This window comes from Streptomyces sp. WAC05292, from assembly GCF_003949955.1.
GTDB classification, from domain to species: Bacteria; Actinomycetota; Actinomycetes; order Streptomycetales; family Streptomycetaceae; genus Streptomyces; species Streptomyces globosus.
The window spans coordinates 1-18,693 of the sequence record NZ_RPSE01000090.1; the positions used below are offsets into that span (position 1 = coordinate 1).

The following is an 18,693-nucleotide window of genomic DNA, read 5'->3' on the forward strand; positions in this document are numbered from 1 at the left end:
CTCCCCCACCTCCCGCACCACGCGCACCTCCGCGCGGATCCCGGGGTGCCGGGCGGCGAGCCGCTCCAGCGCCGGCGGCAGCAGGTGCAGGGCGGCACTGCGGAACGCGGCGATGCGCAGCACGCCCCGCAGTGCTCCGCCGCCACCGCAGCCGTCGGCCGCGGCCGCGCGGACCTCGTCCCCGAGGACCTCGTACAGCCGCAGGATCCGCCGGGCGAGGGCCGCCGCCCGCTCCCCCGCCGCGGTGGGCACGGCTCCGGTCCGCCCGCGCTCGAAGAGGACGGCGCCGACCTTGGCCTCGCTGCCCCGCACCGAGTGGGAGACCGCGGACTGGGTCAGGCCGAGCCGAGCCGCGGCGGCGGAGAAGCCGCCGGCCTCGGCGACGGCGAGGAGGATCCGCAGTTCGTGCGGGGCGAGTTCGGCCTGACGGGCTGCCATGGGCGGCTTCCACCTCGGGGTATGAGTGGTGTTCATGGGGCGGGTGCTTCCATGAACCCAACTCCCTGCCCGGCCCGGGGATTCCTTCGTAGCGTCCTCGGCATGAGCGAGAACACCGCGTACGCCGTGCACCAGACCGCCCGCCCCTCCGGCTTCCCCTCCGCCTCCGACTTCGCCCTGGCCCGCATGCCGGTGCCGGAGCCGGCCCCGGGGACGGCCCTGGTACGGAACCTCCTGCTGTCCGTGGACCCCTACCACCGCGGGATGATGGACGGCGGCGAGGGCGGTTTCGCGCTCGGCGCCCCGCTGGAGGGCCGCGCCGTGGGCCGGGTGGTCGCCTCCCGCGCCCCGGGCCTCGCCGAGGGCGACCTCGTCTTCCACCGGCAGGGCTGGCGCACCCACGCGCTGGTGGCGCTCGGCGAGGACGGCACGCGCAGGATCCGCCGCCACGAGGGCGTCCCGCTGGAGGCCCACCTCGGCATCCTCGGCGGCACCGGTCTGACCGCGTACGCCGCGCTGACCAGGACCGCGGGCCTGCGCGAGGGCGAGGACCTGTACGTGTCGGCCGCGGCCGGCGGGGTCGGCACCGCCGTCGGGCACCTCGCCCGGCTGCTGGGCGCCCGCCGGATCATCGGCAGCGCCGGCACCCCGGCGAAGGTGCGCCACCTCACCGGCGTCCTCGGCTTCGACGCGGCGTTCGACTACCACGACGGCCCGGTCGGCGAGCTGCTCGCGCAGGCGGCGCCGGACGGCATCGACGTGTACGTGGACAACGTCGGCGGGGACCACCTGGAGGGGGCCATCGGCGCGCTGCGGGAATTCGGCCGGATCGCCTGGGTCGGCGCCGTCTCGACGTACAACGGCGACCGCTCGCCGGCCGCGCCGCGCAACCTCTTCGAGGTGGTGCACAAGTCGCTGCGCCTGGAGGGGGTCCTGGTCCGCCACCACACGGACCTCCAGGAGGAGCTGGAGGACTTCCTCGTCCCGCACCTGCGCAGCGGGCGCGTGGGCACCGACACGACCGTCGTGGAGGGGATCGACCGCACGGTGGAGGCGTTCCTCGGCGTCCTGCGCGGCGACAACACCGGCAAGATGCTGGTCCGCCTGCCCGGCTGAACGGGCGGGCGGGGCCGGGGGGTTACAAGACGTCGCCGTCGCGCCAGTCGAACCACAGGCCCTCGGCGGGCGCGGGCAGCGCCCCGTCCGGCGCCCACACGTACGTCGAGCCCTCCTCCTCCGGCAGGCGGACCGGGCCGCCGGGCGACAGGGCGCCGATCCGGCCGTTCCACACCGACCAGCCGCGGCCCCCGTACAGGGCGGCGCCCTCGTCGGAAGCGGAGAGCGCGCCGAGCACGTAGGCCCGGCCGATCACGTCCTCCAGGGCGGCCATCACGGCGCCGCCGAGTCCGCGACGCCGCGCGTCCGCCCGGACCCCGACGGCCTCGACGTACCCGCAGCGCAGGGCGCGGCCCGCGTGGACGACCCGCCGCTGGACGACGCTGCCGTGCGCGAGGAGTTCCCCGCCGCGGTGCACCAGGGCGTGCATGCCTCCGAGGGCGTGCTCGAAGTCCTCCTCGCCGAAGTCGCCGTCGAAGGCGCCGTCGAGGAGGCTCCGTACGGCGGAGAGCTCCGCGGCCTCCAGCTGCGAGGTGTGCGCGAGGCGCGTGCGGGTGCCGGTCATGCCCCCAGTGTGCCGCGCGGGCGTCCGGCCACCGCCGGGCCGGCGCGAACCGGCCGCCGGGCCCCGCCGGAAAGGGCCGGAAACAGGCGGACCATCCGGTATGCGGAACCCGCGGCCGCCCGCCGTCCGTACGGACCCCCCGGCCCCGCGGGTGCACCCGTACGGCTCCGCACCCCCCGGGCCGCGCGACCTGCCGGGTCCGTACGGGCCGGTCCCGGCAGGTCGGCGGGGCCCGCACGCCCCGCCCGGCCGGGCCGGCGCGCTGCCCGGGCCGGCCGGGCGGGCGCCGGGGCGGCCCCGGACCACCGGCGCGCCGGAGCCGGACCACCCTCCGGGGAATCGGCTGGTGCTCGCCGCTGCCATTCCCGCCCCGTCCCCGCAGAACGGGACAAACCCCGGGGAGGCGGCTCTGGCCCGCTCGGGCCCCGCTCGGCACACTCGCCGCATGTCACCTACCGCCCAGCAGTGGACCCCCACGCACGGGGAGCCGTACCGTCCCGTCGCCCACCGGCCCGAGCGGATGCCGGCCGGCCGGACCCTGGAGAGCGCCGCGCAGCTGCGCGAGCGCATGGGGCAGCGGCGCACCGTCCGCGCCTTCTCGACCGACCCGGTGCCCGAGCAGGCCGTCCGCGACGCCATCGCCTGCGCGGCGACCGCACCGTCCGGGGCCCACCAGCAGCCGTGGACCTTCGTCCTGGTCAAGGACCCGGAGGTGCGCCGGCAGATCCGGGCCGCCGCCGAGCAGGAGGAGCAGTTGTCGTACGAGGGCCGGCTCGGCGACGAGTGGCTTGCCGCGCTGCGCCCGCTCGGCACGGACGCCGTCAAGGCGCACCTGACGGACGCCCCCGCCCTGATCGTCGTCTTCCAGCAGCGCTACTGGCTCGGCGAGGACGGCAGCAGGCGCAAGCACTACTACGTGGACGAGTCGGTCGGCATCGCCGTCGGCATGCTGCTGACCGCGCTGCACCTGTCCGGCCTGGCCGCGCTGGTGCACACCCCGAGCCCGATGCGGTTCCTCGCGCACGTGCTGGGCCGGCCGGAGAACGAGAAGGCGTTCGCCGTGGTCCCGGTCGGCTACCCGGCCGACGACTGCGAGGTCCCGGACCTGGTCCGCAAGACGCTGGAGCAGGTGCTGGTGGAGGTCTGAGCCGCGCGGCCGCGGCCCCGGAACGGAGACCGCCCCCGCTCCGGACTTGGGGGTACCGGAGCGGGGGCGGGGTCGCGCGGGGCCGGGATCAGCCCATGTGCGGGTAGCCGTACTCGGTCGGCGGGACCAGCGTCTCCTTGATGGAGCGGGTCGAGACCCAGCGCTGGAGGTTGCTGGCGGCGCCGGCCTTGTCGTTGGTGCCGGAGGCGCGGCCGCCGCCGAAGGGCTGCTGGCCGACGACGGCGCCGGTCGACTTGTCGTTGATGTAGAAGTTGCCCGCGGCGAAGCGGAGCTTGTCCATCGCGTGGGCGGCGGCGTAGCGGTCGCCGGCGATGACCGAGCCGGTCAGCGCGTAGGCGGAGACCGACTCCATCTGCTCCAGCATCTCGTCGAACTTGTCGTCCTCGTAGACGTGGACGGCGAGGATGGGGCCGAAGTACTCGGTCGTGAAGACCTCGTTCTCCGGGTCGGTGCACTCGATGACCGTCGGGCGGACGAAGTAGCCCTCGGAGTCGTCGTAGGTGCCGCCCGCGACGATCGTGCAGGTCGGGTCGGCCTTGGCGCGGTCGATCGCGGCCTTGTTCTTCGCGAAGGAGCGCTCGTCGATGACGGCGCCGATGAAGTTCGACAGGTCGCGGACGTCGCCCATGGCGATGCCGTCGACCTCTGCCGCGAACTGCTCCTTGAAGCCGTCGTTCCAGATGGACGCCGGGATGTAGGCGCGGGAGGACGCCGAGCACTTCTGGCCCTGGAACTCGAAGGATCCGCGGGTCAGGGCGGTCTTCAGGACGGCGCGGTCCGCGGAGGGGTGCGCGACGACGAAGTCCTTGCCGCCGGTCTCGCCGACCAGGCGCGGGTAGGAGCGGTACTTCTCGATGTTGTTGCCGACCGTCTTCCACAGGTACTGGAAGGTCTTGGTCGAGCCGGTGAAGTGGATGCCGGCGAGCTCGGGGTGGTTCAGGGCCACCTCGGAGACGGCGATGCCGTCGCCGGTGACGAGGTTGATGACGCCCTTGGGGAGGCCGGCCTCCTCCAGGAGCTCCATCAGCAGGACGGCGGAGTGCGTCTGCGTCGGGGACGGCTTCCAGACGACCACGTTGCCCATCAGGGCGGGGGCGGTCGGCAGGTTGCCGGCGATCGCCGTGAAGTTGAACGGCGTGATCGCGTAGACGAAGCCCTCCAGCGGGCGGTGGTCGCTGCGGTTCCACACGCCGGCGGAGTTCGCGACCGGCTGCTCGGCCAGGATCTGGCGGGCGAAGTGGACGTTGAAGCGCCAGAAGTCGACGAGCTCGCAGGGGGTGTCGATCTCGGCCTGCTGGGCGGTCTTGGACTGGCCGAGCATGGTGGAGGCGGCCAGCTTCTCGCGCCACGGGCCGGCCAGCAGCTCGGCGGCGCGCAGGATGATCGCGGCGCGGTCGTCGAAGGACATGGCGCGCCACGCCGGGGCGGCGGCCAGGGCGGCGTCGACGGCGTCCTGCGCGTCGGCCGCGGTGGCGTTGGCGTAGGTGCCGATCACCGACTTGTGGTCGTGCGGCTGGACCACGTCGAAGCGCTCTCCGCCGCCCATCCGCTTGACGCCGTTGATCGTCATCGGCAGCTCGATCGGGTTCTCGGAGAGCAGCTTCAGCTGCTCCTCGAGCCGCGCGCGCTCGGGGCTGCCGGGAGCGTACGAGTGGACCGGCTCGTTGACCGGGGCGGGGACCTGGGTCACAGCATCCATGGGTCTGAAAACTCCTTGACCTAGTTCTTGGTGATCATCGAGCGGAGGAAGAAGAGCAGGTTCGCGGGCTTCTCGGCGAGGCGGCGCATGAAGTAGCCGTACCAGTCGGTCCCGTACGCGGTGTAGACCCGCATGCGGTGGCCCTCGGCGGCGAGCCGCAGGTGCTCCTCGCTGCGGATGCCGTACAGCATCTGGAACTCGTACTCGTCCGGCTTGCGGCCGGCCTGGCGGGCCAGCTCCTGCCCGATGGCGATCAGGCGGGGGTCGTGGGACCCGATCATCGGGTAGCCCTTGCCCTCCATCAGCGTCTTCAGGATGCGGACGTACGCCTTGTCGATCTCGCCCTTGTCCTGGTAGGCGACCTCGGCGGGCTCCTTGTAGGCGCCCTTCACGATGCGGACCCGGCTGCCGGCGTCGGCGAGGCGGCGGGCGTCGGCCTCGGTGCGGAAGAGGTACGCCTGGATGACGCACCCGGTCTGCGGGAAGTCCTTCCGCAGCTCCTCGTGGATGGCGAACATCGAGTCGAGGGTGGTGTGGTCCTCGGCGTCGAGGGTGACCGTGGTGCCGATCGCGGCGGCGGCCTCGACGACCGGGCGGACGTTGGCGAGGGCGAGCTCGTGGCCGCCCTCCAGCGCCTGGCCGAACATCGACAGCTTCACCGACATCTCGGCCCTCTCGCCCAGGCCGAGGTCCTTCAGGCGGCCGATGAGCTCCAGGTAGGCGTCGCGGGCGGCGTACGACTGCTCCACCGTCGTGATGTCCTCGCCGACCACGTCCAGGGTCACCTCGAGGCCCTTGCGGGCGAGGTCCTCGACGATCGGGATGACCTGGTCGACCGTCTCGCCGGGGATGAAGCGGTTCACCACGGGCTTGGTCACCGGGGCGGCAGAGACGATTCGGCGCATCTTGTCGCTGCGCGAGGCGGCGAGGATCGCGGGACCCAGCACGGGGCACCTCCAACGGGTGGCAGAAGCAGTCACGGACCCCCCGCGGGGGGTGGGCGGGGACCGCAGGGAAAACGCAAGTGAAACCACCGTGAAACCTAAGGATGGACCGGATCCTCTGCCATCGACAGCTGTCACGCATCCGTGTCCGCGATCTCATACACCTGTCTGAAAGACGGGTTTGCGGGTGGGAGAATGGCCGGGTGAAAGGCGATTACCAGGACCTGGTGGACGAGATCTCCACACTGCTCGGCGCCCCCGCGACACTGGAGAACCGGGACTTCCGCCTGATCGCCTTCGGCGCGCACGACAGCGACGACGACCTCGCCATGGACCCGGTGCGGACCCGGTCGATCCTGACCCGCGGTTCGACGGCGGCCGTCCGGTCCTGGTTCGAGGGCTTCGGCATCGCCCGCGCCACCGGCCCCGTCCGGATCCCGGCGGCGCCGGAGGCGGGCGTCTTCCGGGGCCGGATCTGCCTGCCGGTGCGCTACCGCGGGATCGTCCAGGGATACGTGTGGCTGCTGGACCGGGAGCCGGGCCCGGCGCCGGACGCGCTGGCCGCCGCCATGGAGGTGGCGGACCGGATCGGCGTCCTCCTCGCCGAGGAGGCCAAGGCGGGCGCCGACCTGTCACGGGAGTTCCGCGCGGTGCTGACCGCGGGCCGCGGCTGGCAGCAGGACATGGCCGTCTCGGCGCTCCGTGCGGCGCTCGGCCCGGCCGCCGCGGACGAGCTGCACGCGGTGGTGTGCGTGGCCCCTTGGACCGGGGAGCCTCCGGCGACCGTGCCCGGCGCCGCTGCGGTGTGCGTGGTTCCGGGCCGCGGCCCGGACGCGGACGCCGCCGCCCCGGACGCTCCGGTGGCGCCGGGCGCCACCGCCCCCGGTCGGGCACTGGCGCTGCTGGTCAGACTCCGCGCGGCGGACGCCCTCGGCCCGGCGGAGGCGGTGGCGTCCCGCCTGCTCGGCCCCGGGTCCGGCAGCGCGGCGGCGCGTACGGCGCCGGGCGCGGCGGCCGGGACGGCCCGTACGGCGACGGGGGGCTCGGCAGCCGGGGCGGCCCGTACGGCGGCGGCGGTGTCCGGCGCGGCCCGCCCGGCGGGCGGCGCGGCGGCGCGGACGGCGGGGGCAGGCGCGGCGGTGGCGGTCGCGCCCGGCGGCCCGGCCGCGGGGATCGCGGAGCCGGGCCGGGGTCTCGCCGGACTCGCGGACGCCTGGGCGCAGGCCTCGGCGGCTGCCCGGGCGGCGGCCGCGCAGCCGCGGCTCGGCCCGGTGGCCCGCTGGTCGTCGATCGGCCCGTACCGGATGCTGTCGGCGCTCGCCTCCGCGGCCCCGGCGGACGACCCGGCGGCCCGCCCCCTGCTCGGCCCGGCCCAGCGGGAACTGGCCCGGACGGCGGAGGTGTTCCTGGACTGCGCGGGCCAGGCGGGCCGGGCGGCGGCGGCCCTGGGCATCCACCGCCAGACCCTGTACTACCGGCTGGCCCGGGTGGAGCAGCTGACCGGGCTCGACCTCGACGAGGGCGAGGACCGCCTGCTCCTCCACATGGCCCTGAAAGCGGCCCGGCTGCACGCCTGACGGCCGGTGCTGCGCGCGGCGTGCGCGAAGGGTCCGGAGACTGCTTGGGTTCCGGTGGTCGTCGCAACTCCTCGCCACCACACGTCGGTGATCACGTGTTGCAACGACCCCTGGGATTCGCCTGAGCCGGGCCTTCGCCGTGGAGCGGGTGACGGAAATCGGACCCGCGCTCCGAGTGTGGGAATCACCGGGCCGTCACGGAGGGGGTTGGCGCCGACCAGCGCGAACGACCTCTGGCGGCACGGATGCGGCACGGGCGTCCATCCGCTCTGACGGGTCGCGTCACCGACCCCGCGTCCGACCCGCTGTCACCCGAACGGCCCAACGTGACGTGCCACCCGCATGGGTGAAGATCAAGCTGGCTAGTGCCCCAACCGAGGCAATCTGTGAAAGGCGTACCACATGCGCATTCGACGAATCCTCGCCGCAGCCTTCGCCACGGCAGCCCTCGCCGGACTCGGCCTCACAGGCGCTGCCACCGCGGCCACCGCCGCCGGCAGCGTCGCCCCGGCCAGCGTCACCCCGGGTGAGTGCACGGACAACGGCGGCACGATCGATCGGTCGACGCCCGTGCTTCCGACCTGCAGGGGCGGTATGTACGACGGGCAGACGGTCGACTGAACCCCCCTCACAGGCCCGTTGCGAAAGTGGATCGTCGCCCCGCAGCCACAGGTTGCGGGGCGACTCCCTCGCGAGCGCTTTCCCTCGGCTGACTCGGCTGGGAAACCCCAGCCGAGCGCCTGTCTGAACTCTTCGCCACGACACGCCGATGATCACGTGTTGCAACGACCTCTTGGGATTCGCCCCTGCTCCCCGGGCCCCTCGGGCGGCGTACGGGGTCAGTCGGCCAGGTTCACCGTGCGGGCCGACGTCGCGCCGATCGCCTCCGCGATGTCGGCCAGCACGGCCGCCGGAACGGTGTCGTCCACGGTGAGGACGGCGAGCGCCTCGCCGTGCTCCTCCGCACGCGCCACCTGCATGCCCGCGATGTTCAGGCCGCCCTCGCCGAGGATCCGGCCGACGGTGCCGACGACGCCGGGCCGGTCGGTGTAGCGCAGCACGACCATGTGGTCGGCGAGCGCCAGGTCCACGTCGTACTCGCCGACGCCGACGATCTTCTGGAGGTGCTTGGGGCCGGCGAGGGTGCCGGAGACCGCCACCTCCTGCCCGTCCGACAGGGTGCCGCGGACGGTCACCACGTTGCGGTGGTCCGGGGACTCCGAGCTGGTCGTCAGGCGGACCTCGACGCCGCGCTCCTGCGCGAACAGCGGGGCGTTGACGTAGGAGACCGTCTCGTCGACGACGTCCTCGAAGACGCCCTTGAGGGCGGAGAGCTCCAGCACCTTCACGTCGTGCTGGGTGATCTCGCCGCAGACCTCGACGTCGAGGCGGACCGCCACCTCGCCCGCGAGCGCGGTGAAGATCCGGCCGAGCTTCTCGGCGAGCGGCAGGCCCGGGCGGACGTCCTCGGCGATCACGCCGCCCTGGACGTTGACCGCGTCCGGTACGAGCTCGCCGGCCAGGGCGAGGCGCACCGACTTGGCGACGGCGATGCCGGCCTTCTCCTGTGCCTCGTCCGTGGACGCGCCGAGGTGGGGGGTGCAGACGACCTGGTCGAGCTCGAAGAGCGGGGAGTCCGTGCAGGGCTCCTTCGCGTAGACGTCGAGGCCGGCGCCGGCGACGCGGCCCTCCTTGAGCGCGGAGTACAGAGCGGCCTCGTCCACGATGCCGCCGCGCGCCGCGTTGACGATGCGGACCGACGGCTTCACCTTGTGCAGGGCCTCGTCGCCGATGAGGCCGATCGTCTCCGGCGTCTTCGGCAGGTGGACGGTGATGAAGTCGGCGACCTCCAGCAGCTCGTCCAGCGCGAGCATCTTGACGCCCATCTGGGCGGCGCGCGCGGGCTGCACGTAGGGGTCGTAGGCGACGACCTTCATGCCGAAGGCGGACATCCGCTGGGCGACGAGCACGCCGATCCGGCCGAGGCCGACGACGCCGAGGGTCTTCTCGCTGAGCTCGACGCCGGTGTACTTGCTGCGCTTCCACTCGCCGTTCTTCAGGGCCGTGTTGGCCTGCGGGATGTGGCGGGCGGTGGCGATCAGCAGGCCGCAGGCGAGCTCGGCGGCGGTGACGATGTTGGAGGTGGGCGCGTTCACGACCATCACGCCGGCCTTCGTGGCGGCGGAGACGTCGACGTTGTCGAGGCCGACTCCGGCGCGGGCGACGACCTTCAGCTTGCGGGCGGCGGCGATGGCCTCCGCGTCGACCTTCGTCGCCGAGCGCACCAGGACGGCGTCGACGTCGGCGATGGCGGGGATCAGCTCGGCGCGGTCGGCGCCGTTGCAGTGCCGGATCTCGAAGTCCGGGCCGAGCGCCTCGACGGTGGCGGGCGACAGCTCTTCGGCAATGAGTACGACAGGTTTCGAGCTCACGTGGGTCCTCACAAGTCCAGTGCGGACGGCCGTCCCGACGGCCGCAGGCGGTGGAGGGGCTAGCCGCGTGGAAGACGCACGACACTGTGGGCCTGACGCGTTGTGTTGAGCAGTGTAGTGGCGGATCCGGGACCGGTTTCCGCCTGTCCGTAAGGATCACCCGTCCGGGGTTGGCCGGGGTGGACAAGCCACACCGCCGGAGGTGCGCTCCCGGCTGCCCGGGGTGCGGCGCGGGGCCGGGGCGGTGTGCGCCCCGGCCCCGCCGCGGTTCAGTTCTCTTCGCTGTCGACCCAGCTCATCAGCTTGCGCAGCTTCTTGCCGGTGGTCTCCAGCAGGTGCTCCTCGTCGGCCTTCTTGTACTCGTTGTACTTCGGCAGGCCGGCCTTGTACTCGGCCATCCAGGTGTTGGCGAACTCGCCGCTCTGGATCTCGGCGAGGACCTTCTTCATCTCGGCCTTGGTGGCGTCGGTGATGATGCGGGGGCCGGTGACGTAGTCGCCCCACTCGGCGGTCTCGGAGACCGACCAGCGCATCTTCTCCAGGCCGCCCTCGTACATGAGGTCCACGATGAGCTTCAGCTCGTGCAGGCACTCGAAGTAGGCGATCTCCGGCTGGTAGCCGGCCTCGGTCAGGGTCTCGAAACCGGCCTTGACCAGGGCGGAGGCGCCACCGCAGAGGACGGCCTGCTCACCGAACAGGTCGGTCTCCGTCTCCTCCTTGAAGGTGGTCTTGATGACGCCGGCGCGGGTGCCGCCGATGCCGGCCGCGTAGGAGAGCGCGAGGTCGAAGGCCTTGCCGGTGGCGTCCTGCTCGACGGCGGCGATGCACGGGACGCCGCGGCCCTCCTCGTACTGGCGGCGCACCAGGTGGCCCGGGCCCTTCGGGGCGACGAGGGCGACGTCCACGTTGGACGGGGGCTTGATGAAGCCGTAGCGGACGTTGAAGCCGTGGCCGAAGAAGAGCGCGTCGCCCTCCTTCAGGTGGTCCTTGACGGACTCCTCGTAGATCTCGGCCTGCAGCGGGTCCGGCGCCAGGATCATGATGACGTTCGCCCACTCGGCGGCCTCGGCCACCGGCAGGACCTTCAGCCCCTGCTCCTCGGCCTTGGCCTTGGACTTGGAGCCCTCCTTCAGGCCGACGACGACGTCGACGCCGGAGTCACGCAGCGACAGCGCGTGGGCGTGGCCCTGGCTGCCGTAGCCGATGACCGCGACCTTGCGGCCCTGGATGATGGACAGGTCGGCGTCGTTCTCGTAGAACAGCTCGGCCACTGGGATATCTCCTTGGTGCGCTGGTGTTGCTCCCACCGTACGGCGGGGAACGTGGACGAAGTTTCCTGGTCTCGCGATGCGAGAGCCAAAAGGGTCAGGCGCTGCGCTCGAGCGCGCGCAGGCTGCGGTCCGTGATGGACCGTCCGCCGCGCCCGATGGCGATCGTGCCGGACTGGACGAGCTCCTTGATGCCGAACGGCTCCAGCATCTTCAGCATGGCCCCGAGCTTGTCGGCGCCGCCGGTGGCCTCGATGGTGACGGCCTCCGGGGAGACGTCGACGGTCTTGGCGCGGAAGAGCTGCACGATCTCGATGATCTGCGAGCGGGTCTCGTTGTCGGCGCGGACCTTCACCAGGACGAGTTCGCGCTCGATGGCGTGGGACGGCTCCAGCTCGACGATCTTGAGCACGTTGACCAGCTTGTTCAGCTGCTTGGTGACCTGCTCCAGCGGGAGGTCCTCGACGTTCACGACGATCGTGATGCGGGAGATGTCGGGGTGCTCGGTGACGCCGACCGCGAGGGAGTCGATGTTGAAACCGCGGCGGGAGAACAGGGCGGCGATCCGGGCCAGGATGCCGGGGGTGTTCTCGACCAGGACGGAGAGCGTGTGCTTGGACATGTGGGGCGTTCTCTCTCTCGGCTCTTCCGGCTCAGTCGTCTTCGCTGTCGCCGAAGTCGGGACGGACGCCCCGGGCGGCCATGACCTCGTCGTTGGAGGTGCCGGCGGCGACCATCGGCCACACCATGGCGTCCTCGTGGACGATGAAGTCGATGACGACGGGGCGGTCGTCGATCGCGTTGGCCTCGGCGATGACCTTGTCGAGGTCGGCCGGGTCCTCGCAGCGCAGCGCCACGCAGCCCATCGCCTCGGACAGCTTGACGAAGTCCGGGACGCGGGTGCCCTTGCGGGGCGCGGTCGACTCGCCGAGCTGGGAGCCGACGGTGTCGTGGCCGGTTTCGTCGGCGTGCAGCACGGTGTTGGAGTACCGCTGGTTGTAGAAGAGGGTCTGCCACTGGCGGACCATGCCCAGCGCACCGTTGTTGATGATCGCGACCTTGATCGGGATGTTGTTCAGGGCGCAGGTGACCAGTTCCTGATTGGTCATCTGGAAGCAGCCGTCGCCGTCGATCGCCCAGACCGTGCGGTCCGGGGCGCCGACCTTGGCGCCCATCGCGGCGGGGACCGCGTAGCCCATGGTCCCGGCGCCGCCGGAGTTGAGCCAGGTGCGGGGCTCCTCGTACTGGATGAAGTGCGAGGCCCACATCTGGTGCTGGCCGACGCCGGCCGCGAAGACGGTGTGCGGCGGGGCGAGTTCGCCGATGCGCTGGATGACCTGCTGCGGCGAGAGCATGCCGTCGTCGGGGGTGTCGTAGCCGAGCGGGTAGGTCTCGCGCCAGCGGTTGAGGTCGTTCCACCACGCGGAGTAGTCGCCGGCGTTGCCGTCGTTGTGCTCGGCCTGGATCGCCTGGATCAGGTCGGCGATGACCTCGCGGGCGTCGCCGACGATCGGGACGTCGACCTCGCGGTTCTTGCCGATCTCGGCCGGGTCGATGTCGGCGTGGATGACCTTGGCGTAGGGCGCGAAGCTGTCGAGCTTGCCGGTGACCCGGTCGTCGAAGCGGGTGCCGAGCGCGATCAGCAGGTCCGACTTCTGCAGGGCGGTGACGGCGGTGACCGCGCCGTGCATGCCCGGCATGCCGATGTGCAGCGGGTGGCTGTCGGGGAAGGAGCCCAGCGCCATCAGGGTGGTGGTGACCGGGACGCCGGACAGCTCGGCCAGGACCTTCAGCTCGGCGGTCGCACCGGACTTCATGACGCCGCCGCCGACGTACAGGACGGGGCGCTTGGCCTGGCAGATCAGCTTGGCGGCCTCGCGGATCTGCTTGGCGTGCGGCTTGGTGACCGGGCGGTAGCCGGGCAGGTCCTGGGCGGGCGGCCAGGAGAAGGCGGTCTGGGCCTGGAGGGCGTCCTTGGCGATGTCGACGAGGACGGGGCCCGGGCGGCCGGTGGACGCGATGTGGAAGGCCTCGGCGATGGTCTTCGGGATGTCCTCGGCCTTGGTGACCAGGAAGTTGTGCTTGGTGATCGGCATGGTGATGCCGACGATGTCCGCCTCCTGGAAGGCGTCGGTGCCGATCGCCTTGGAGGAGACCTGGCCGGTGATGGCGACGAGCGGGACGGAGTCCATGTGCGCGTCGGCGATCGGGGTGACGAGGTTGGTGGCGCCGGGGCCGGAGGTGGCCATGCAGACGCCGACCTTGCCGGTGGCCTGCGCGTAGCCGGTGGCCGCGTGGCCGGCGCCCTGCTCGTGCCGGACGAGGATGTGGCGGACCTTGGTGCTGTCCATCATCGGGTCGTACGCCGGGAGGATCGCGCCGCCCGGAATGCCGAAGACGGTGTCGCACCCCACCTCTTCGAGAGAGCGGATGAGGGACTGCGCACCCGTGACGTGCTCAACGGCGGCGGGCTGCTGTCCGCCGGATCGGGGCCGCGGCTGCGGATGCTGGGCCCCTGAGGCCTGCTCGGTCATCGGCATTCTCTTCTCGAAGCTGAGGGTTGTACGACGGTTCGAAGGTGTGCCAGTGCAACAAAAAACCCCTCGTGCCGGATGGCAAGCGAGGGGAGCGCGTCGGGTGCACGGAGCGGGGACATGCAGGTCCCGGCTTCAGCCGACGCGCTTTCCAAGTACGAGAATTCGGGTGCGCATGGCACAGACCCTCCCTCCGCCGGGAGGGGGATGTCAAGTAGGTGGGACGGGCGTCTCATTATGTGAGCCTCTCCGGACGGCCATCGCGCCCCCGGACGCACCACCGGCCAGGGCGGGCTCGGCCGCCCCGCCCGGTACTGGGAACGTACCGCGCACCAGCGCCCGCCGCAGCCTGTACTCGTCGAGCGGGCCGGAAAAGGCCAGTCCCTGGGCGTGTGTGCACCCCATGGACCGCAGGGCCAGGACCTGCTCCGGGAGGTCGACGCCCTCGGCGGCGGACTGCATGCCCAGATCGTTTGCGATGCGCAAGAGGCCCGCGGCGATCTTGCGGAGGCGGGAGGACTCGACGACGCCCGCGACCAGCGCGGGGTCCAGCTTGAGGATGTCCACCGGCAGCCGGCGCAGGGCCCCGATGCCGGCGTAGCCGCTGCCGAAGCCGTCGAGGGCGATCAGGACGCCGAGCCGGCGCAGGGCGGCCAGGCGGCGCTCCAGCTCGTCGAAGGGGACCCGGGGGTCGCTTTCGGCCAGCTCGACGACCAGCGCCCCGGGGGGCAGCCCGTGGCGGCGCAGCAGCGCCTCCAGGGAGCCGGGCGGTCCGGCCCGGTCCAGCAGCCGGTCGGCGCCCATGCGCACGCACACGGGTACGCCGTGTCCCGCCGCGTGCCGCTCGGCCGCCTCCCGGACGGCCTGCTCCAGCAGCCAGCGGGCGATCTCCGCGGGCCGGCCCCGCCCGGCGCCGGGCGCCCCGTCCGGCCGGTGCGCGGCAGCGGCCGCCTCCGCGGCCGGCACGCCCTCGCCCTGCTCGGCGACGCGCAGGAACTCGGCGGGGGTGAAGAGGATCCCCTGCCCGGAGCGCCAGCGGGCCTGCGCCGCGACGGCGCTGACCTCGCCCGTCTCCAGGGAGACGACCGGCTGGTGCAGCAGGGCGAACTCGCCGCCGCGCAGCGCCGTCCGCAGCCGGCCGGCGGCTTCCGCCCGCCGTACGGCGTCGGCCTGCATCTGCGGGGCGTACAGCTCGACGCGGTCCTTGCCGCCCGCCTTCGCCCGGTACATCGCGAGGTCCGCGTTCCGCATGAGGTCGGTCGGGGTGATCCCCGGTTCGGCGAAGGCCACGCCGATGCTGGCGGCCACCCTCACCTCGGTCCCGCCGACCCGGTACGGCTGGGAGAGCGTGGCGCGCAGCCGGTCCGCGATCTCGCGCACCTGCTGCTCGCGGGCGCCCCGGTCGCGGCCCGCGTCGCCGGTGATCAGTGCGGCGAACTCGTCGCCGCCGAGGCGGGCGGCGGTGTCCCCGGCGCGCACCGACTCCTGGAGGCGGCGCGCGGCCTCGACGAGCAGCTCGTCCCCGGCCTGGTGGCCGATGGTGTCGTTGACGGCCTTGAAGCCGTCGAGGTCGATGAAGAGGACCGCGGCGCCGCGGTCGCCGGCGCGCCGCCCGGTGAGGGCCCGGCGGACCCGGCGGGTGAACAGGGCCCGGTTGGGCAGGTCGGTGAGCGGGTCGTGCTCGGCGCTGTGCTGGAGCTGGGCCTGGAGCCTGACCCGCTCGGTGACGTCGCGGCTGTTGAGGATGAGGCCGCCCTGGTGGCGGTTGACGGTGGACTCGACGTTGAGCCAGTCGCCGCAGCCCGATTTGAAGCGGCACTCGATGCGGGTGGTGGGCTCCTCGGCCGGCGGGGCGGCGAGGAAGCGGCGCACCTCGTGGACGACGCGGCCGAGGTCGTGGGGGTGGATCAGGGCGGCGAGCTCGGTGCCGACGAGCTCCTCCGCCTCGCGGCCGTACACCCCGGCGGCGGCCGGGCTGACGTAGCGGAGCGTTCCGGTCGGGTCGGCGATCATGATGACGTCGCTGGAGCCCTGGACCAGGGAGCGGAAGTGGTTCTCCTTCTGCGCCAGCTCCTGCGTCAGCGCGATGTTGTCGAGGAGCATGATGCCCTGGCGGATGACGAGGGCGAGGACGACGGTGCAGCCGGTGAAGACGACCATGCGGTCGACCTTCCGCCCGTCGACGACGTTGTAGAGGATCCCCAGGGTGCAGACGGCGGCGGCCAGGTAGGGCGTCAGCGCGGGCAGCGAGCCGGTGATGGGCCGGCTGGCCTGTCGGTCGGGGGGCCGCCCGGCGGGACCGGACGGCAGCCGGCGGGCGCCCCACGGCGCGTAGGCGAGGAGGAGCGAGCCGGCGAACCAGCCCGCGTCGAGCAGCTGGCCGGACTGGTAGCCCGCACTGAGCAGCGGCGAGGTGAACAGGGCGTCGCTCAGCACGGTGAGGGCGAGCGCCGCGATGGCGGTGTTGACGGCGGACCGGTTGACCTCGGAGCGCCGGAAGTGCAGGACGAGCACCATCGAGACGAGGGCGATGTCGAGCAGGGGGTAGGCGAGCGAGAAGGCGGCGCGCGGCACGCTGCCGGCGACTCCTTCCTGCGCCGTCCGCGCGGCGTTGGCGAGGGCGAGGCTCCAGGAGAGGGTGAGCAGCGAGCCGCCGATGAGCCAGGAGTCGAGCGCGAGGCACACCCAGCCGGCCCGCGTGACGGGGCGCTTGGCGAGGACGAGCAGGCCGACGATGGCGGGCGGCGCGAAGCAGAGGAAGGCGAAGTCGGCCAGCGACGGCTTGGGCACGGGCTCGCCGAGGACGACCTCGTACCAGCCCCATACGGCGTTCCCGCAGGCTCCCATGAGGGAGGAGAACGCGAAGAGCAGCCAGGCGGGGCGCTCGCGGCTGTCGATCGTCCGCGCGTACGCGTAGCAGGAGACGGCCGCGAGCAGGGCGGCGGCGCTGAGGCCGAAGTCGCCCATGATCTCGGCGAGGTCCTGCGATCCCCAGCCGAGGGCGGCGCCGACCGCGTAGCCGCCGCTGACCACCGCGAGGAGCAGCTGCATCGCGAGGCTCCTGCCGCCCCCGCCGGCGTGCGGCCGGCCGGTCGCGGCCGCGCCCGGGGCGTTCACCGGTCCCCCTCGCAGGCCGGTTCCGGCGTGCCCCTTCGTCGTTTCCGGCGGCTGTGCCGCAGCGGATCCCTGGTCCATTGGCCGTGCATCGCCCGTCGCCCCCCAAAGTGTCCGATCACCCCAGCGCCAGACGTTCGTGGCGCAGCCCCTTGTTCCGGACGATACACCACTTTCGTCACTCAGCGATATAGATGCTCTACGCTGAGTTACCATATGGGGAATTGCTGCCACTGAGCGCATCCGTGCGGATGCGGAGCGTGCGCACGGGCGCGTCAGCCGGTGATCAGCACGGTGTTCTCCAGCGGCTCCCCCGCCGCGAACCGGCCGAGCTGGCGGGCCACCAGGCGCTTGGCGCGCGGCTCGAAGGCGGAGCTGCTCCCTCCGACGTGCGGCGTGATGAGGACGTGGGGAGCGTGCCACAGCGGGTGCCCGGCGGGCAGCGGTTCGGGGTCGGTGACGTCGAGGGCCGCGCTCAGCCGGCCCGACTCCAGCTCGGCGAGCAGGGCCCCGGTGTCGACGACGGGCCCGCGGGCCACGTTCACCAGCAGGGCTCCGTCCGCCATGCGCGCCAGGAAGTCCCTGCCCGCGAGGCCGCGGGTCGCGTCGGTGAGCGGGGTGCACAGGATCACGACGTCGGCGTCAGGGAGGAGGCGGGGAAGGTCGTCGAGGGCGTGCACGGGCCCGCGCGCCGTGGTGCGCGCCGAGCGCGCGACGCGCGTGATCCGCGCGCACTCGAATGCCGCGAGCCGGTCTTCGACGGCCGCGCCGACGGATCCGTAGCCGACGATGAGCACGGACTTGTCGGCGAGGGCGGAGTAGAAGCCGCCGAGCCACTGCTCGCGGTCCTGGCCGCGGACCATGCGGGGGATGCCGCGCAGCGAGGCGAGGACGAGGGTGAGCGCGAGCTCGGCGGTGCTTGCCTCGTGCACCCCGCGGGCGTTGCACAGCCGGACCCCGGCCGGCAGGCGGTCGAGGCCGCCGAGGACGTGGTCGACGCCGGCGGTGAGGGTCTGCACGACCTCGATGTCCGGCATGCCGGCGAGCGGCCGCAGGGTCACCTCGGGCGACTTCATGTACGGGGTGACGTAGAAGGCGCAGTCGGCCGGATCGGCGGGGAAGGCGTCCTCGCCGTCCCAGCGCCGGTAGCGGAAGCAGTCGGGGAGGCCCTCGACCTCCTCCGCCGGGAACGGGAGCCAGACGTCCGGGGTCTTTGCAGTCATGATCACGAGGCTATGCCAAGGGATCGGGATCAAGCCGTTAGGTTGTTGGCGGACGTGGAGGGGGACGCACGGGTGGAGCGCAGGTCGATCGGGGCGGGGGCGCTGGCGGTTGGCGCCGTCGGACTCGGGTGCATGCCGATGAGCTGGGCGTACGCGCCCTCGCGGCGGCGCGGCGACGAGTCGCTGGCGGCGGTGCACACGGCGCTCGACCTCGGCTGCTCCCTGCTCGACACGGCCGACGTGTACGGGCCGTTCACGAACGAGCTGCTGCTCGGCCGGGTGCTGCGCGAGCGGCGGGCGGAGGCGTTCGTGTCCGCCAAGGTGGGGCTGCGCGCGGGCGAGCAGCACGTGGTGGCGTGCGGGCGGCCGGAGTACCTCAGGCGGGCCTGCGACGCCTCGCTGCGCAGGCTGCGCACCGACGTCATCGACCTCTACCAGCTGCACCGGGTGGACCCGGAGGTCCCGGTGGAGGAGACCTGGGGCGCGATGGCCGAGCTGGTGGGCGCGGGGAAGGTGCGCGCGCTGGGGTTCTGCGCGCTCGGGGCGGGCGCCGGGCCGGGCGCGCAGAACCCCAGCGCGCGCACCTTCCCCGCGCCCACCAGCTCGGCCATCGCG

Annotated in this window: 15 protein-coding genes; 5 read left to right on the top strand and 10 right to left on the bottom strand. The window is 72.8% G+C overall.

The features are described 5' to 3' along the window. The coding region (locus EF903_RS13050) for a LysR family transcriptional regulator (protein WP_185902644.1) at positions 1–438 on the bottom strand (438 nt) is incomplete at its 3' end. 102 nt (positions 439–540) lie between these two features. Between EF903_RS13050 and EF903_RS13055 the strand changes: the two genes are divergently transcribed. Next, a complete protein-coding gene (locus tag EF903_RS13055; protein ID WP_125543385.1) occupies positions 541–1,554 on the top strand; it encodes an NADP-dependent oxidoreductase in 1,014 nt (337 codons plus the stop codon). 22 nt (positions 1,555–1,576) lie between these two features. On the opposite strand, the gene EF903_RS13060 is transcribed toward EF903_RS13055, so the two are convergent. Continuing rightward, entirely contained in the window at positions 1,577–2,119 is a 543-nt protein-coding gene (locus tag EF903_RS13060) for a GNAT family N-acetyltransferase (protein ID WP_125543386.1), read from the bottom strand. A gap of 445 nt (positions 2,120–2,564) precedes the next feature. Here EF903_RS13060 and EF903_RS13065 point away from each other — a divergent pair, with 445 nt between their 5' ends. After that, positions 2,565–3,266 carry a nitroreductase family protein gene (locus EF903_RS13065; RefSeq protein ID WP_125543387.1) on the top strand — a complete coding sequence of 234 codons (702 nt, stop codon included), beginning with the start codon at positions 2,565–2,567 and terminating at the stop codon, positions 3,264–3,266. An 88-nt stretch (positions 3,267–3,354) separates the two neighbouring features. On the opposite strand, the gene pruA is transcribed toward EF903_RS13065, so the two are convergent. Both pruA and EF903_RS13075 read right to left on the bottom strand, forming a co-directional pair. Beyond that, positions 3,355–4,986, bottom strand: a complete 1,632-nt coding sequence (pruA, locus tag EF903_RS13070) for an L-glutamate gamma-semialdehyde dehydrogenase (RefSeq protein ID WP_125543388.1) — start codon at positions 4,984–4,986, stop codon at positions 3,355–3,357. A 20-nt stretch (positions 4,987–5,006) separates the two neighbouring features. Then, the gene (locus tag EF903_RS13075) at positions 5,007–5,933 is read right to left on the bottom strand and encodes a proline dehydrogenase family protein (protein WP_125543389.1); all 927 of its coding nucleotides are present in this window, start codon (positions 5,931–5,933) and stop codon (positions 5,007–5,009) included. A 200-nt stretch (positions 5,934–6,133) separates the two neighbouring features. Here EF903_RS13075 and EF903_RS13080 point away from each other — a divergent pair, with 200 nt between their 5' ends. Together EF903_RS13080 and EF903_RS13085 are read left to right on the top strand one after the other, a co-directional pair. After that, entirely contained in the window at positions 6,134–7,507 is a 1,374-nt protein-coding gene (locus EF903_RS13080; RefSeq protein ID WP_260615162.1) for a helix-turn-helix domain-containing protein, read from the top strand. 402 nt (positions 7,508–7,909) lie between these two features. Then, on the top strand, positions 7,910–8,128 hold the full coding sequence (locus EF903_RS13085) for a hypothetical protein (RefSeq protein WP_125543391.1): 219 nt from the start codon (positions 7,910–7,912) through the stop codon (positions 8,126–8,128). A 218-nt stretch (positions 8,129–8,346) separates the two neighbouring features. On the opposite strand, the gene serA is transcribed toward EF903_RS13085, so the two are convergent. The 6 genes from serA to EF903_RS13115 form a co-directional block, all read right to left on the bottom strand. Next, positions 8,347–9,939, bottom strand: a complete 1,593-nt coding sequence (gene serA, locus EF903_RS13090) for a phosphoglycerate dehydrogenase (RefSeq protein ID WP_125543392.1) — start codon at positions 9,937–9,939, stop codon at positions 8,347–8,349. A 269-nt stretch (positions 9,940–10,208) separates the two neighbouring features. Next, positions 10,209–11,210, bottom strand: a complete 1,002-nt coding sequence (ilvC, locus tag EF903_RS13095) for a ketol-acid reductoisomerase (RefSeq protein ID WP_125543393.1) — start codon at positions 11,208–11,210, stop codon at positions 10,209–10,211. Positions 11,211–11,304: 94 nt separating this feature from the next. After that, positions 11,305–11,829, bottom strand: coding sequence for an acetolactate synthase small subunit (gene ilvN, locus EF903_RS13100; protein WP_125543394.1), 525 nt, complete (start codon positions 11,827–11,829; stop codon positions 11,305–11,307). Between the two features lie 31 nt (positions 11,830–11,860). Beyond that, positions 11,861–13,747, bottom strand: coding sequence for an acetolactate synthase large subunit (locus EF903_RS13105; protein WP_125543395.1), 1,887 nt, complete (start codon positions 13,745–13,747; stop codon positions 11,861–11,863). Positions 13,748–13,951: 204 nt separating this feature from the next. Beyond that, complete coding sequence (locus EF903_RS13110; protein WP_399420744.1) at positions 13,952–16,858, bottom strand: putative bifunctional diguanylate cyclase/phosphodiesterase; 2,907 nt, start codon at positions 16,856–16,858, stop codon at positions 13,952–13,954. A gap of 272 nt (positions 16,859–17,130) precedes the next feature. After that, a complete protein-coding gene (locus tag EF903_RS13115; RefSeq protein ID WP_125543397.1) occupies positions 17,131–18,078 on the bottom strand; it encodes a 2-hydroxyacid dehydrogenase in 948 nt (315 codons plus the stop codon). Positions 18,079–18,150: 72 nt separating this feature from the next. Here EF903_RS13115 and EF903_RS13120 point away from each other — a divergent pair. After that, positions 18,151–18,693 (top strand): aldo/keto reductase (locus EF903_RS13120; protein ID WP_148142515.1); only part of this gene is annotated, 543 nt, incomplete at its 3' end.

Bases quoted from the DNA above. Each gene is read 5' to 3' on its own strand.
- EF903_RS13055 (WP_125543385.1), top strand. From the start codon at position 541: ATGAGCGAGAACACCGCGTACGCCGTGCACCAGACCGCCCGCCCCTCC.
- EF903_RS13060 (WP_125543386.1), bottom strand. From the start codon at position 2,119: ATGACCGGCACCCGCACGCGCCTCGCGCACACCTCGCAGCTGGAGGCC.
- EF903_RS13065 (WP_125543387.1), top strand. From the start codon at position 2,565: ATGTCACCTACCGCCCAGCAGTGGACCCCCACGCACGGGGAGCCGTAC.
- pruA (WP_125543388.1), bottom strand. From the start codon at position 4,986: ATGGATGCTGTGACCCAGGTCCCCGCCCCGGTCAACGAGCCGGTCCAC.
- EF903_RS13085 (WP_125543391.1), top strand. From the start codon at position 7,910: ATGCGCATTCGACGAATCCTCGCCGCAGCCTTCGCCACGGCAGCCCTC.
- ilvN (WP_125543394.1), bottom strand. From the start codon at position 11,829: ATGTCCAAGCACACGCTCTCCGTCCTGGTCGAGAACACCCCCGGCATC.
- EF903_RS13105 (WP_125543395.1), bottom strand. From the start codon at position 13,747: ATGCCGATGACCGAGCAGGCCTCAGGGGCCCAGCATCCGCAGCCGCGG.
- EF903_RS13115 (WP_125543397.1), bottom strand. From the start codon at position 18,078: ATGACTGCAAAGACCCCGGACGTCTGGCTCCCGTTCCCGGCGGAGGAG.